General features: G+C 73.9%; 10 protein-coding genes, 1 other RNA gene and 1 pseudogene. 8 read left to right on the forward strand and 4 right to left on the reverse strand.

Annotated elements, in window-relative coordinates:
- The first annotated feature begins 14 nt into the window (after nt 1-14).
- From OG702_RS25970 to OG702_RS25980, 3 genes and pseudogenes are all read left to right on the forward strand, one after another.
- The gene (locus OG702_RS25970; RefSeq protein ID WP_327291350.1) at nt 15-887 is read left to right on the forward strand and encodes a Nif3-like dinuclear metal center hexameric protein; all 873 of its coding nucleotides are present in this window, start codon (nt 15-17) and stop codon (nt 885-887) included.
- A complete protein-coding gene (locus OG702_RS25975) occupies nt 884-1,624 on the forward strand; it encodes a zinc ribbon domain-containing protein (RefSeq protein WP_327293374.1) in 741 nt (246 codons plus the stop codon). Before OG702_RS25970 ends, OG702_RS25975 begins: the two co-directional genes overlap by 4 nt.
- Before the next feature lie 15 nt (nt 1,625-1,639).
- Nucleotides 1,640-2,248: pseudogene (locus tag OG702_RS25980) on the forward strand (histidine phosphatase family protein); the annotation flags it as partial.
- Here OG702_RS25980 and eda read toward each other — a convergent pair.
- Nucleotides 2,223-2,855: a bifunctional 4-hydroxy-2-oxoglutarate aldolase/2-dehydro-3-deoxy-phosphogluconate aldolase gene (eda, locus tag OG702_RS25985; protein WP_327291351.1), complete on the reverse strand. Its 633-nt coding sequence runs from the start codon at nt 2,853-2,855 to the stop codon at nt 2,223-2,225. The pseudogene OG702_RS25980 and the gene eda overlap by 26 nt on opposite strands.
- Before the next feature lie 420 nt (nt 2,856-3,275).
- Nucleotides 3,276-4,052 (reverse strand): peroxide stress protein YaaA, encoded by a 777-nt coding sequence (gene yaaA / locus OG702_RS25990; protein ID WP_327291352.1) that lies wholly within the window; start codon nt 4,050-4,052, stop codon nt 3,276-3,278.
- A 104-nt stretch (nt 4,053-4,156) separates the two neighbouring features.
- On the opposite strand from yaaA, the gene OG702_RS25995 reads away from it, so the two are divergent.
- The 3 genes from OG702_RS25995 to OG702_RS26005 all read left to right on the forward strand — a co-directional run bounded on the left by OG702_RS25995 (nt 4,157) and on the right by OG702_RS26005 (nt 7,447).
- Nucleotides 4,157-5,602: an RNB domain-containing ribonuclease gene (locus OG702_RS25995; RefSeq protein WP_327291354.1), complete on the forward strand. Its 1,446-nt coding sequence runs from the start codon at nt 4,157-4,159 to the stop codon at nt 5,600-5,602.
- A gap of 25 nt (nt 5,603-5,627) precedes the next feature.
- Nucleotides 5,628-6,030, forward strand: an RNA gene (gene rnpB, locus OG702_RS26000) — RNase P RNA component class A.
- A gap of 178 nt (nt 6,031-6,208) precedes the next feature.
- On the forward strand, nt 6,209-7,447 hold the full coding sequence (locus OG702_RS26005) for a DUF2254 family protein (protein WP_327291355.1): 1,239 nt from the start codon (nt 6,209-6,211) through the stop codon (nt 7,445-7,447).
- A 29-nt stretch (nt 7,448-7,476) separates the two neighbouring features.
- On the opposite strand, the gene OG702_RS26010 is transcribed toward OG702_RS26005, so the two are convergent.
- Together OG702_RS26010 and OG702_RS26015 are read right to left on the reverse strand one after the other, a co-directional pair.
- The gene (locus tag OG702_RS26010; protein WP_327293375.1) at nt 7,477-8,343 is read right to left on the reverse strand and encodes a SigB/SigF/SigG family RNA polymerase sigma factor; all 867 of its coding nucleotides are present in this window, start codon (nt 8,341-8,343) and stop codon (nt 7,477-7,479) included.
- A gap of 162 nt (nt 8,344-8,505) precedes the next feature.
- On the reverse strand, nt 8,506-9,723 hold the full coding sequence (locus tag OG702_RS26015) for a GH12 family glycosyl hydrolase domain-containing protein (protein ID WP_327291356.1): 1,218 nt from the start codon (nt 9,721-9,723) through the stop codon (nt 8,506-8,508).
- A gap of 279 nt (nt 9,724-10,002) precedes the next feature.
- Here OG702_RS26015 and OG702_RS26020 point away from each other — a divergent pair, with 279 nt between their 5' ends.
- Both OG702_RS26020 and OG702_RS26025 read left to right on the forward strand, forming a co-directional pair.
- On the forward strand, nt 10,003-11,262 hold the full coding sequence (locus tag OG702_RS26020) for a PP2C family protein-serine/threonine phosphatase (RefSeq protein WP_327291357.1): 1,260 nt from the start codon (nt 10,003-10,005) through the stop codon (nt 11,260-11,262).
- 250 nt (nt 11,263-11,512) lie between these two features.
- Nucleotides 11,513-12,967 carry a glycoside hydrolase family 16 protein gene (locus OG702_RS26025; RefSeq protein WP_327291358.1) on the forward strand — a complete coding sequence of 485 codons (1,455 nt, stop codon included), beginning with the start codon at nt 11,513-11,515 and terminating at the stop codon, nt 12,965-12,967.
- Nucleotides 12,968-13,008 lie beyond the last annotated feature (41 nt).

Below are 13,008 nucleotides of genomic sequence, written 5' to 3' on the forward strand. Positions count from 1 at the left end.
GGTAACCTTCATATGTGCCCCGCCTCTCCGACGTCACCGCCGCCCTCGACGCTCTCTGGCCCCCGGCACTGGCCGAGTCGTGGGACGCCGTGGGCCTGGTGTGCGGCGACCCCGCCGCGGACGTCGGCCGGGTCCTCTTCGCCGTCGACCCCGTCCAGCAGGTCGTGGACGAGGCGATCGCGGCCGGCGCCGGCCTGCTGGTCACCCACCACCCGCTGTATCTGCGCGGCACCACCACGGTCGCCCCGGTCGGCCGCGCCGGCTTCAAAGGGCAGGTCGTCCACGACCTGATCCGGGCCGGCGTCGGCCTCTACGTGGCGCACACCAACGCCGACCGCGCCGACCCCGGCGTCTCCGACGCGCTGGCCGCCGCGGTGGGCCTGCGGGTCACCGGCCCGCTGGTGCCCGACCCGGCCGACCCCGAGGGCCGCCGCGGCCTCGGCAGGATCGGTACGCTCGACGACCCGCTGAGCCTGGCCGAATTCGCCGCACAGGCCGCCCGCGGGCTGCCCGCCACTGCCACGGGACTGCGGATCGCAGGCGACCCGGCCGCGCCGATCCGTACCGTCGCGGTGTGCGGCGGGTCCGGCGACGGCCTCTTCGAGCAGGTGCGGGCCTCGGGCGTGGACGCGTATCTGACCGCCGACCTGCGCCACCACCCCGCCTCCGAGGCCCGCCAGGCCGGCCCTCCCGCGCTGCTCGACGCCGCCCACTGGGCCACCGAGTGGCCGTGGTGCCCGCAGGCCGCCCGCGAGGTCGAAGCGCTCGCCGACCGGTACGGCTGGGCGCTGAGCACCCAGGTCTCGTACGCCGTCACCGACCCGTGGACGGCGCACGCACCCTCCGCTTCCTCCGTCCCTTCCAGCAGCCCAGGAGCCCCCCGCTGAACGCCGAGCCCGCCGACCAGATCCGCCTCCTCGAAGTCCAGGCACTCGACGCGCGCATCGCGCAGCTGGACCACAAGAGCAGGAACCTCCCCGAGCACTCCGAGCTGGAACGGCTCGGCGCCGACCTCGCCCAGCTGCGCGACCTGCTGGTCGCCGCGCAGACCGAGGAGAGCGACACCGCACGCGAGCAGACCAAGGCCGAGCAGGACGTCGACCAGGTGCGCCAGCGTGCCGCCCGCGACCAGCAGCGGCTGGACACCGGCGCGGTCGGCCCCAAGGACCTGGAGAACCTGCAGCGCGAACTCGCCTCGCTGGCCAGGCGGCAGTCCGACCTGGAGGACGTCGTCCTCGACGTCATGGAACGCCGCGAGGCCGCCCAGGAGCGGGCCACCGAATTGGCCGCCCGGGTCGAGTCGGTGCAGGCCAAGTCCGCCGAGGCCGAGGCCCGCAAGTCCGCGGCGCTGGAAGGCATCGACGCGGAGGGCTTCACCGCGTCCAAGGAGCGCGAGGTGCTGGCCTCGACCGTGCCCGAGGACCTGATCAAGCTCTACGACAAGCTCCGCGCCCAGCAGGGCGGCGTCGGCGCCGCCCGGCTCTACCAGAAGCGCTGCGAGGGCTGCCGGCTGGAGCTGAACATCACCGAGCTGAACGAGGTGCGGGCCGCCCCGGCGAACGAGGTCGTGCGCTGCGAGAACTGCCGCCGGATCCTGGTGCGTACGGCCGACTCCGGGCTGTAGGCGGTGCAGGACGCGACCGTCCTCGTCCTGCTGCGGCACGGGGAGACCGCGCACACCGCCGAGCGCCGCTTCTCCGGCAGCGGCGGCGCGGACCCCGCGCTCTCCGAGCACGGCCGCGCACAGGCGCGGCAGGCGGCGCGGGCCGCCGCCCTGGCCGAGGTCGACGCCGTCGTCTCCTCCCCGCTGGCCCGCTGCCGGCAGACCGCGCAGGCGGTGGCCGACCGGCTGGGGCTGCCGGTCACCGTCGCCGACGGCCTGCGCGAGACGGCGTTCGGGGCGTGGGAGGGCCTGACCTTCGCCGAGGTGCGCGAGCGGTATCCGGCCGAGCTCGACGCCTGGTTCGGCTCACCGGCCGCCGCGCCGCCCGGGGGCGAGAGCTTCGACGACGTCACCTCACGGGTGGCCCGTACCCGCGACGACCTGCTGGCCGCACACCGCGGCCGTACGCTGCTGCTGGTCAGCCATGTGACCCCGGTCAAGACGCTGCTACGGCTGGCGCTCGGCGCGCCGCACGAGGCCGTCTTCCGGATGGACCTCGCCCCGGCGTCGCTGTCCGCGGTGGCCCACTACGCCGACGGCAACGCGTCCGTCCGCTTCCTCAACTCCACCGCGCACCTGGCCTGAGCGCCGCGGCCTCCTTCGCCAGCGCGGTGACGCCCTCCCAGTCGCGGGCGGCGAGCAGGTCCTTCGGGAGCATCCAACTGCCGCCGACGCAGGCCACGTTCGGCAGCGCCAGATACTGCGGCGCGCGGGCCGCGTCGATCCCGCCGGTCGGGCAGAACCGCGCCCGCGGCAGCGGCGAGGCCAGCGACCGCAGGAACGGCACCCCGCCGGCCGCCTCCGCCGGGAAGAACTTCATGTCGGTGACGCCGCGTTCGAGCAGGTCGAGCACCTCGGAGGCGGTCGAGACGCCGGGCAGATACGGCAGCCCCGTTCCGCACATCGCGTCGAGCAGCCGCTCGGTCCACCCCGGGCTGACCAGGAACCGCGCGCCCGCGGCGGCGGCCGCCGCCGCGTGATCGGGCGTCAGCACGGTGCCGGCCCCGACCACGGCGTCCGGCACCCCATGCGCCACCGCCTGGATCGCCTCCAGCGCGACCGGCGTCCGCAACGTGATCTCGACGGCCCCGAGCCCCCCCGCGAGCAGCGCCCGCGCGAGCGGTACGGCGTCGGCGGCGTGCTCCACGACGACGACGGGTATCACGGGCGCGAGGCCGAACACGGTGTCCATGCGCCATATCCTGTCCCCCCGGACCACCCCCTGCAACGCCCGTTGCATCCTCCGCAACCCCTCTGCGAGGCTCAGCCCACCCCCCAGGTGATTGCCACTTGCGGTGGCGGTGCGTCATCCCCGCCGACGTGGCTCGTCGCGCAGTTCCCCGCGCCCCTGAAGAACGCCCACCCTCTCCACAGAGCTCAACCCAAAAGGCCCGCGAGGACCTGCCCGCGCAACCGCGACACCGGGATAGAGGCACCGTCACAGCAAGTGGCACCCCCCCAGGGGCGCGGGGAACTGCGCGCGCAACCACGACACCGGGATAGAGGCAGCGCTACGGCAAGTGGCACCCCCCCAGGGGTGCCTGGGGGGAACCCAGGCGAAGTGCTGGGGCAGAACGGAGAGCCCAGCCCCGGAGGGGCTGTCCGCGGCGGCCTAGAGGTCGTGCACCAGCACGTCGAGGCGCGCCCCGTCCCCCTCCACGGCGAAGCCGAGATCGCGGAGGTCGGACGCGAGGGCCGCAGGGGTCCGGGGCCTGGCCCCGGACGTGAGCAGCGCCCGCACCAGCCGACCCTTCGTGGCCTTGTTGAAGTGCGACACCACACTCCGCCGCTCGACGCCGTCGACCACGCTGACCTGCAGCACCCGCACCGTCGCCGTACGCGCGGCCACCTCGCCCCGCGGCCGCCAGGCCCCGGCGTACACCGAGGAGCGCAGGTCGAGCACCAGCCCGCCCCCCGCCGCCTCCGGCAGGACCCGGTCGAGGTGCGGCTTCCAGTACGCGGCGAGCCCGCCGAGCCCCGGCAGGCGTACCGCCATCGAGCACCGGTAGGCCGGGATGCGGTCGGCCGGGCGTACCGCACCCCACAGCCCGGAGAAGACCAGCAGCGACTTCCCGGCCCGCCGCCGGGCGGCGGCGTCCAGCGTGGCGAGGCCGAGCGCGTCGTAGAGGACCCCGGTGTAGACCCGCCCGGCGGGCATCGCGGGGGCGGTGCGGAGCCCGGCGTTCCTGGCGACCTCGCCGCGCAGCCCGGGGCTGAGCCCGAGCACCTCCGCCGCCTTGTCCTCGTCGGCGGCGCACAGGCCGACGAGCTCGTCGAGGACCGCCGCGCGCGCCTCGCCGAGTCCCGGCATGGACAGCTGGTCGAGCGCGACCGGCCGCCCGCGTACGGCGGTGGCCTTCCCCTCGGACGGCGGCAGCAGGACGAGCACGGTTTCTCCTCGCAATCACGCGGACGGACCCGCAGCAGCCTACGCGGCGCCGCACGGCGGTGTGGTGCCCCGCCGGACCGCGCACCCGGCCGTAGGGTCGCCGCATGCCCCGCCGCCACCTGCACGTTCGGGCCGAAGACGCCACCGCGCTGCGGGCCGGGCTGGCCGCGCTGCGTACCGCCCCGGGGGTGCCAGGCGGCTTCCCGCCGGCGGCGCTGGCCGAGGCGGACGCGGCCGCCCGGGCGCCCCGGATGCCGCCGGAGGACGCGACGGGCGTACCGCTCTTCACCGTCGATCCGCCCGGCTCCCAGGGTCCGGACCGGGCGATGCACCTGGCCCGTACCGCCGGCGGCTACCGGGTCCATTACGCCGTCGCCGACCTCGCCGCCTTCGTCACCCACGGTGGCGCGCTGGACGAGGAGGCGCACCGCCGGGCGGTGACGCTGGACTTCCCGGACGGCCGGGTGCCGCTGTACCCGCCGGCGTTGGGGGAGGGCGCGGCGGCGCTGCTGCCGGGTGAGGAGCGGCCGGCGCTGCTGTGGCGGCTCGACCTCGACCGGGACGGCGACCTGCTCGCGACCGACGTCCGCCGTGCCCGGATCCGCAGCCGCGCCCGGCTGGACTGCGCGACGGTGCAGCGGGCCGTCGACGCCGGCACGGCCGAGGAGCCGGTCGCCCTGCTCGACGCCGTCGGCACCCGGCGCGCGGCTCTGGAGGTGGCGCGCGGCGGCGTCTCCCTCGACGTCCCCGAGCAGGAACTCACCCGGACCGGTGGCGGTTACGTCCTCGGCTACCGCAGCCCGCTGCCCGCCGACGCGTGGAACGCCCAGATCGCGCTGCTCACCGGCATGGCGGCGGCCGGGCTGATGCTGCGCTCGGGCACCGGCGTCCTGCGGACGCTGCCCGCCGCCCCCGCCGCCTCGGTGGCCCGGCTGCGCCGCGTCGCGCACGCGCTGGGCGTGCGGTGGCCGGACGGCGCCCCGTACGCCTCCGTCGTCCGCGCCCTCCAGCCGCACCGGCCCCGGGACGCCGCCTTCGCGCAGGAGTGCGCGGCGCTGCTGCGCGGCGCGGGATACACCGTCTTCCGCGACGGGGACGTCCCCGGCCACGCCGTGCACGCCGCCGTGGCGGCCCCGTACGCGCACTGCACCCGTGCGTCGCACCGCCTCGTCGACCGCTACACCGGCGAGCTGTGCCTGGCCGCGGCGGCGGGTACGCGGCCGCCCGGCTGGGTCCTCGACGCGCTCGACGCGCTGCCCGCCGAGATGGCCGGCGGCGCCCGGCGGGCCGCCCAGGCCGAACGCGCGGGCCTGGACCTGGCGGAGGCGGCCCTGCTGGCAGACCGGGCCGGCGAGGTCTTCGACGCCGTCGTCATCGACGTCGAGGACGCCCACCCGGGCGCCGGCACCGTCCAGCTGGGCAGCCCGCCGATCGCCGCACCCGTCGAGTCCGCCCCTGGCGCCCCGCCACTGCCGCTCGGCCGCCACCTGCGCGTCCGCCTCACCGAGGCCGGCCCGGCCCGCCCCGGCGTGCTCTTCACCCCGGCCTGATCCACTACGATGGGGCTACGGCAGACGAGCCGGGCGGACGGCCGCGTCAGGACCCCAGGGTCCTGCCGAGGAAGGTCCGGGCTCCACAGGGCAGGGTGATGGCTAACGGCCACCCGGGGTGACCCGCGGGACAGTGCCACAGAAAACAGACCGCCGGGGACCTCGGTCCCCGGTAAGGGTGAAACGGTGGTGTAAGAGACCACCAGTGCCCAGGGCGACCTGGGCAGCTAGGTAAACCCCACCCGGAGCAAGGTCAAGAGGGCGTCGTAGCGATACGCCGCCCGCGCGGACGTTCGAGGGCTGCCCGCCCGAGTCCGCGGGTAGACCGCACGAGGCTGTCGGCAACGGCAGCCCTAGATGGATGGCCGTCGCCCGACGGGCCGCGAGGCCCCCGGGCACAGAACCCGGCCTACAGCCCCACTCGTCTGCCGCCCCCTCCGTGCGGCCGCCGCCCACCGGCCTGCCCCGCACCCCTGCTGGGCGTCGGTCCTGGGAGGCAGTCCTGGCCGGCGCGGGCGAGACTCTGAGCATGTTCGTTGCTCTGCTCACGGTGCCGGGCGCCGGCCCCGGAGGCGCGCTGCCGCGCGGCGGCCCGCGGCGGCCGGGATGAGGAGAGCCGGCGGCCGCGGGCGTACGCCGCTGCCGCGCAGACGGCGTCTGCGGGCCGGACTGGTCCAGCTGCTGGCCACGCTGGCGGGGCTGGGACTGGGGCTGCTCGGGCCGAGGATCTCCGGCGGACCCGCCGTTCCGGGCCGCCCGGTGGTCGACATGCTGCTGGCTCTGGGAGTCGGTGTCCTCGGTACGGTGACGGTGATCTTCTCGCTGCTGTTCCTGGTGGTGCAGTGGGCGCACACCAGCTTCACACCGCGTCTGGCGCTGTTCCGCGACGCGCCGATCGTGTGGCGGACGTTCGCCTTCGCCATCGGCCTCGCGGTCTTCTGCGTCACGGCGGCGCTGACCGTCGGCGGCCGCGCGCACGTGTCGGTGGCCCTGCCGGCGCTCGCCGCGGTCCTGCTCCTGGTGATGCTGGCCCTGCTGCGGGTCCTGCAGCTGCGCGCCCTCGGCTCGATCGAGCTGGCCCCGGTCCTGCACACGATCACCGAACGCGGCCGTGCGGCCCTCGACGCGCTCTACCCGCCGGACGGCCCCGCGGCGGGATCCGCGCCCACCTCGGCGGCGGCGCCGCCGGTCGCGACGGTCAGCTGGCCGAACCCGTCCGCGGTACTGCAGGAGATCGACGTGGAACGGCTGCTGGAGTCCGCGCACGCGGCCGGCGCGGTCGTCGTGCTGTGCGGCCCGCCCGGGTCCACGCTGCGCCACGGGGCGGCGATCGCCGAGGTGCACGGCGCCGCGCTGCCGGACGCCGTGGTGCTGGGCGCGCTGGCGACCGGGGTCGAGCCGACCTTCGACCGGGACCCGGTGCTCGCGTTCCGGCTGCTGGCCGACATCGCGCTCCGGGCACTGTCCCCGGCCGTCAACGACCCGGCCACCGCGGTACAGGCCCTGGACTGCCTGGAGGACCTGCTCGGCGGTCCCGCGGCGCGGCGCACCCACCGGGCGGGTCCGCTGCGGGTCGCGGGTCCTGACGGCCGGGTGCGGCTGGTGGTCCGGCGCCCCGAGTGGGAGGACTTCTTCCGCACCGGCCTTGACGACGTCATCGCCGCCGCGAACTCCCCGATGGTGCTGGCCCGGATCCGGACCCTGCTGGAGCGGCTGGCCGCGACGGCCCCCGCGCCGGGCCGGTCCCTGCCGGCCCGGCGGCTGACCTGGGTGGAGGCCGAGTTCGCCGACCGGTTTCCCGCGCTGTGGCGGGAAGCCGAGGCCGGGCGGAGCGGCAGCGGCTGACCCGGCGCCCGCCGCGGGCGGCGGGTCGGTCAGCGCTCGGTGAGCATGCCCGCGCGGAGCTTGGCGACGATGCGGGACAGCAGGCGGGAGACGTGCATCTGGGAGTAGCCCAGTTCCGCACCGATCTCGGCCTGGGTCATCTCCTGGCCGAAGCGCATCTGGAGCAGCAGGCGTTCGCGGGCGTCGAGGCGCTTGAGCAGCGGGGCCAGCGCCTGGAAGTTCTCCACCAGGTCCATCGCGGGGTCCCACTCGCCGATGGTGTCGGCGTACGTACGGCCGGCCTCCGCCGAGCTGTCGCCGTCGTCGCCGACCGGCAGGTCGATGGAGCCCGCGGTGTAGCCGTTGGAGGCGACCAGGCCCTCGATGACCTCGTCCTCGGTGAGTTCGAGGTAGGCGGCCAGTTCGGCGACGGTGGGCGGGGTGTCCAGTACGGCAGTGAGGTGGTCGCGGGCCTTGGCCAGCTCGACGCGCAGCTCCTGGAGCCGGCGCGGCACGTGGACGGCCCAGGAGGTGTCACGGAAGAACCGCTTCATCTCGCCGACGATGTAGGGGACGGCGAAGGTGGTGAACTCCACCTCGCGGCTCAGGTCGAACCGGTCGATGGCCTTGATCAGGCCGATGGTGCCGACCTGGAGGATGTCCTCCATCTCCTCCGGGCCGCGCCCCCGGAAGCGGCGCGCGCTGAACTGCACCAGCGACATGTTCATCTCGATCAGGGTGTTGCGCGCGTACGCGTACTCCGGCGTGCCCTCTTCGAGGGTCTGCAGCCGGTCGAAGAACACCCTCGACAGCTCCCGGGCGTCCCTGGGCGCGATCTTGCCCGCGTCCTCCACCCACGGCAGATCGGCGCCCGCCGCGGGCGCCGCAGCCGGGTCCGAGACGGCGGACGCGTCCATCACAGCCTTGTCAGTGGTCATGTCATCACCTCTCGTGGTCCGGTTGGGCTGCCCCTCTGATGCCCGGCCAGCCGCCGGGCATGCCTACTGATTCAGAAGAGTTTCCGAAGCGGTCCGTCGGCGCGCCGCCCGCCCGTGGGGGCGGGCGGCGCGGTCGGTCGGTCAGGAGCAGGAAGTGCCGTTCAGAGTAAAGCCGGTGGGCGGGGCGGAGCTGCCGGAGGATGTGCCCTGGAAGCCGAAGGACTGGGAGCCGCCGGCCGGGATCTGGGCGTTGTAGGCGAGGTTGGTGGCGGTGACGGCGCCGGAGGTGGGAGACACACTCGCGTTCCACGCGCTGGTGATCGTCTGGCCGGACGGGAGGGTGAAGGCCAGCTTCCAGCCGTTGACGGCGCTGGAACCGGTGTTCGCCACTGTGACGTTGGCGGTGAAGCCGCCGGCCCAGGTCTGCGGGGTGAAGGTCACCCTGCAGCCGGACGAGCCGGTGCCACCGGTGGTGCCGCCCGTGGTCGTACCGCCGGTGGTGCTGCCGCCGGTCGTGCTGCCGCCTGTTGTCGTGCCACCGGTCGTCGTCCCCCCGGTGGTCGATCCGCCGCCGATGTTCACCGTCGACGAGAAGGAGCTGACGGCCAGCCCCGTACCGTTCTGCCAGGGCTCGAAACCGGCCTGGACGCTGGTGAGATACCAGGAGTTCTGGGCCAGGCCCCGGCTGATCGTCTCGTTGGCGAAGGCCTTGACGTCGAAGCTCCAGCTGCCGATCGCCGAGGGCGCGACGAAGGAGATGACGTCGTTGCCGCCGTTGTTGCCGGTCCACACGTCCCAACTGCGCCCGGCCACGTTGGCGGTGCCCACCTTGGAGCCGACCGGCTGGACCGAGCCGACATGGTTGAACCACACCATGATCTCGGTCTTGTTGACGCCGTCCGTCCTGGGTGTCGGGTCGAGCCAGATGTCGTAGGCGGCGTCGTAGACCGCGTTGCCGACGTAGGAGTAGGAGATGCTGGTCGGGGCGCTGCCGATCGCGCTGAGCCGGGCGGGCAGGTTGGTGCCCGGTGAGCAGTTGGTGTAGTGGCAGCCGTTGAAGATCGACGGATACGACTTGGGGGCCCCGTTGAGGGGGACGGATCCGTCGGCCTGGGAGATCTGGAAGCCGGTGCTCGTGACGTTGATGCACTGGGCCTCGCTCGTGCCCCAGCGGTTGTTCTGCACGACGTAGCGGCCCTGGATCGTGGTGGTGCCGTACTGCGTGCAGATCTGGGTGTCCGCGTGCGCCGCGGGGGCGGCGGTCAGGGTGATCAGGGCGCCCACGACGAGGCCGAGGGCCGCCACGGCCGCCAGGGCGGCCCTGCGGGTGGATCGGAGAGCTTGCTGCAGTGACTTCATGCTGTCCCTTCGACAAGCACGGAGGTGGGGGGATGGGCAAGCGCGCGGGAGGAGTCGACCCGTCCGGGTCCGGGGAAACCGATCTATGGGAGCGCTCCCACACTCGCTCCGAGCACGGGACGATAAGCCGCTGCCACCACCGTGGCAAGAGATGCGCCCGTATCCGCTGTACGGGCGAGTCGCCTGTGTGCCTGCCGGTGGCCGCCGGGTGGCCGGGGTTGACTGGCGAGCACCCGCGGGACGCGTGGGCGGGTGGAGCGGCAGCGAGGAGCCGGGGTGGTGGGACGCGAGGGTGCGGGGCTGGACTACGCGGCCCTCTTCACCGCGGTGCCCGCGGCCTGCCTGGTGCTCGACCGGGAGCTGACGATCGTCACCGCCAACGACGCGTATCTGGAGGTCACCGGGCGGACGGTGGCGGAACTGACCGGGCGCTCCTTCTTCGAGGCCTTCCCGCCAGATCCTGGGGAGCCGACGTCGCAAGGCGGCGCGTCCCAGCGCAAGTCGCTCGCATCCGTGCTGGCCACCGGGCGCACCAACATGCTGCTCATGCACCGCGTCGCCCTCCCCCGGCCCGGCCGGAAGGGCGAGTTCCAGCCACGCTGGTGGAACGTGACGAACCAGCCGCTCCTCGGGGCCGACGGCCGGGTGGACCTGATCATCCACCGGGTCGACGACGTCACCGCCTTCTACCGGGCGGAGCAGGCCGGCGTCGCGACCGCTCCCGAGGAGACGCAGACGGAGGCGCAGCGCGGGGCGCCGCGGGCCGAACTCTTCAGCCGGGCGCAGGAGTTGCAGCAGGCGAACGTCCAGCTGCAGGAGTCGGCGGCCCTCACCCACGACGTGGCGCTCACCCTCCAGCAGGTGATGCTGTCCACCCCCGACCTGGCCGAGCACCCCGAGATCGCGGTGCGCTACCGGCCGGCCATGCAGGGGCTGAACGCCTGCGGTGACTGGTACGACGTGGTGGACCTGGCCGAGGGGCGGCTCGGCCTCACGGTCGGCGACGTGGTGGGGCACGGGGTGGGGGCCGCCAGCGTCATGGGCATGCTGCGCAGCGCGCTCAGCGCCGCCATCCGGGTCGCCGACGGGCCCAGCGGCGCGCTGGAGGCGCTGGGCCTCTACTCGCGCTCGCTGGAGGGCGCGACCGCCACCACGACCTTCGCCTGCCAGGTCTTCCCGGTCAGCCGGCTGCTGACCTACAGCAGCGCCGGCCACCCGCCACCGGTGCTGATGCAGGCCGACGGCAGCTTCCGCCTCCTCGACGGCGCCACCGACCCGCCGCTCGGCGTGCGGATCGAGCACGTCCCCAGGCCGCAGGCCACGGTCGAATACCGCACCGGCGACATCCTGGTGATGTACACCGACGGCCTCATCGAACGCCGCGAGGAGGACATCGACGTGGGTATCGGCCGCCTGGTCGCCGCCACCCGCGACATGCGCCACCTGCCGTCCGACGAACTCGCGGACGGCCTGCTGCTCGCCATGGCCGCTCCCAACGGGCAGCAGGACGACATCTCCTTGATGGTGACCCGGCTCTGAGCGTCCCGCCGCAAGCCCCCGACGGCGCCGTGGTCGCCCTGCGGCGGCGAAGGCGATCTTGTGCATCTCATTGACGCGTCCGCGTCATTCGCGGAGACTCCCTTTCGGACCTGCTGACTGAGAGCGCTCTCAGCCACCTCCACCCCTTCACTTCCTGAACGGAAAAGGGTTCCTTTCGCCTTCGCGGAGCCTTCGCAGCGCCCGACCCCTTCAACTGACCCCCACCTATTGGAGAAAGGTCACCATGCCCATGAGGAAGAACGCACTCCCCGGTGTCGCCGACCAGGACGGCCCGCCCCGCAGCCGGCCGCGCGGCCGCCGTACCGGCCGGCGCGTCCTGCCGGCCGTCCTCGGCTCGCTGCTGCTGCTCGCCGCCGGCGCGCTGGGGCTGTCGGTCACCGGCGGCTCGGCCGCCGCCGCGGTGCCGGGCCCGCCGGCCGGCTGGACCACCGTCTTCAGCGACGACTTCAACGGCGCCTCGGGCAGCGGCCTCAACCGGGCCAACTGGCTCTACGACACCGGTACCGGCTACGGCTACCCCGGCGCCGCCACGATGTGGGGCACCGGCGAGATCGAGACGGCCACCGACTCGACCACCAACGTCTACCAGGACGGCTCGGGCCACCTGGTGATCAAGCCGGTCAAGGACGCCGCCGGGCACTGGACATCGGGCCGGATCGAGACCCAGCGCACCGACTTCGCCGCCCCGGCCGGCGGGCAGTTGGAGATCAGCGCCTCGCTCAAGCAGCCCGCCCCGGCCCATGGCCTCGGCTACTGGCCCGCGTTCTGGGCGATGGGCGCCGACGCGCGCCCGGTCGGCGCGACCAACTGGCCAGGTATCGGCGAGCTGGACATCATGGAGGACGTCAACGCCCTGAGCCAGCACTCGACCACCTTCCACTGCGGTGTGTGGGCCGGCGAGTGCCACGACCCGGACGGCATCAGCAGTGGCCTGCAGCCGTGCAGCGGCTGCCAGAGCGGCTTCCACACCTACTCGGTGGTCATCGACCGCACCAACACCGCGGCCGAGCAGCTGCGTTTCCTGCTGGACGGCACGGTGACCTACACGGTCAACGAGAACCAGGTCTCCACCGCCACCTGGCAAGCCGCCGTCGACCACGGATTCTTCGCCATCTTCGACGTGGCGATCGGCGGTTCGTACCCCAACAAGGTGTGCGGCTGCACCTCGCCCTCGGCCGACATCAGCTCGGGCGCGGGGATGACGGTCGACTGGATCGCCGTGAACCGGACCACTTCCGGCAGCACCACGGCCGGCGGTACGTCGACGGGTACGTCGTCCGGCACGTCGTCCGGCACCTCTAGTGGCACGTCGACGGGGACCTCGTCCGGGACCTCGTCCGGCACGTCCACGGGGACGTCGACCGGTACGTCGTCCGGCAGCACCGCCGGCGGTTCCACCGGCGGCGCTACGACCTCGCCGGACTACACCGCGAGCGCCGCCTCCACCGGATCGGGCCACGTACGGATCACCTTCGTGCCGACGACGCCCGCCGCGTACGTCGACGTGCACTACCTGGTCAACGGCGCGGGCCAGCAGAACTTCCGCATGACCAACAGCGCGGGCACCTGGACGCAGAACCTCAGCGGCCTCGCGGCGGGCAACGTCGTCACGTACTGGTTCACGTACGAGAAGAACGGCCCGCAGTACGACACCCCGCACTTCAGCTACACCTACACCGGCTAGCCGGGCGGCGCGAACGCGGTCTCCGGCGCGCCCCGGGGGCC

This window comes from Streptomyces sp. NBC_01198 (genome assembly GCF_036010485.1).
In the GTDB taxonomy this organism is placed as follows: domain Bacteria; phylum Actinomycetota; class Actinomycetes; order Streptomycetales; family Streptomycetaceae; genus Actinacidiphila.

What these genes read in the sequence shown, in the direction of transcription:
- eda (WP_327291351.1), bottom strand. Translation starts at nt 2,855, where the DNA reads ATGGACACCGTGTTCGGCCTCGCGCCCGTGATACCCGTCGTCGTCGTG.
- OG702_RS25995 (WP_327291354.1), top strand. Translation starts at nt 4,157, where the DNA reads ATGCCCCGCCGCCACCTGCACGTTCGGGCCGAAGACGCCACCGCGCTG.
- OG702_RS26005 (WP_327291355.1), top strand. Translation starts at nt 6,209, where the DNA reads ATGAGGAGAGCCGGCGGCCGCGGGCGTACGCCGCTGCCGCGCAGACGG.
- OG702_RS26010 (WP_327293375.1), bottom strand. Translation starts at nt 8,343, where the DNA reads ATGGACGCGTCCGCCGTCTCGGACCCGGCTGCGGCGCCCGCGGCGGGC.
- OG702_RS26015 (WP_327291356.1), bottom strand. Translation starts at nt 9,723, where the DNA reads ATGAAGTCACTGCAGCAAGCTCTCCGATCCACCCGCAGGGCCGCCCTG.
- OG702_RS26025 (WP_327291358.1), top strand. Translation starts at nt 11,513, where the DNA reads ATGAGGAAGAACGCACTCCCCGGTGTCGCCGACCAGGACGGCCCGCCC.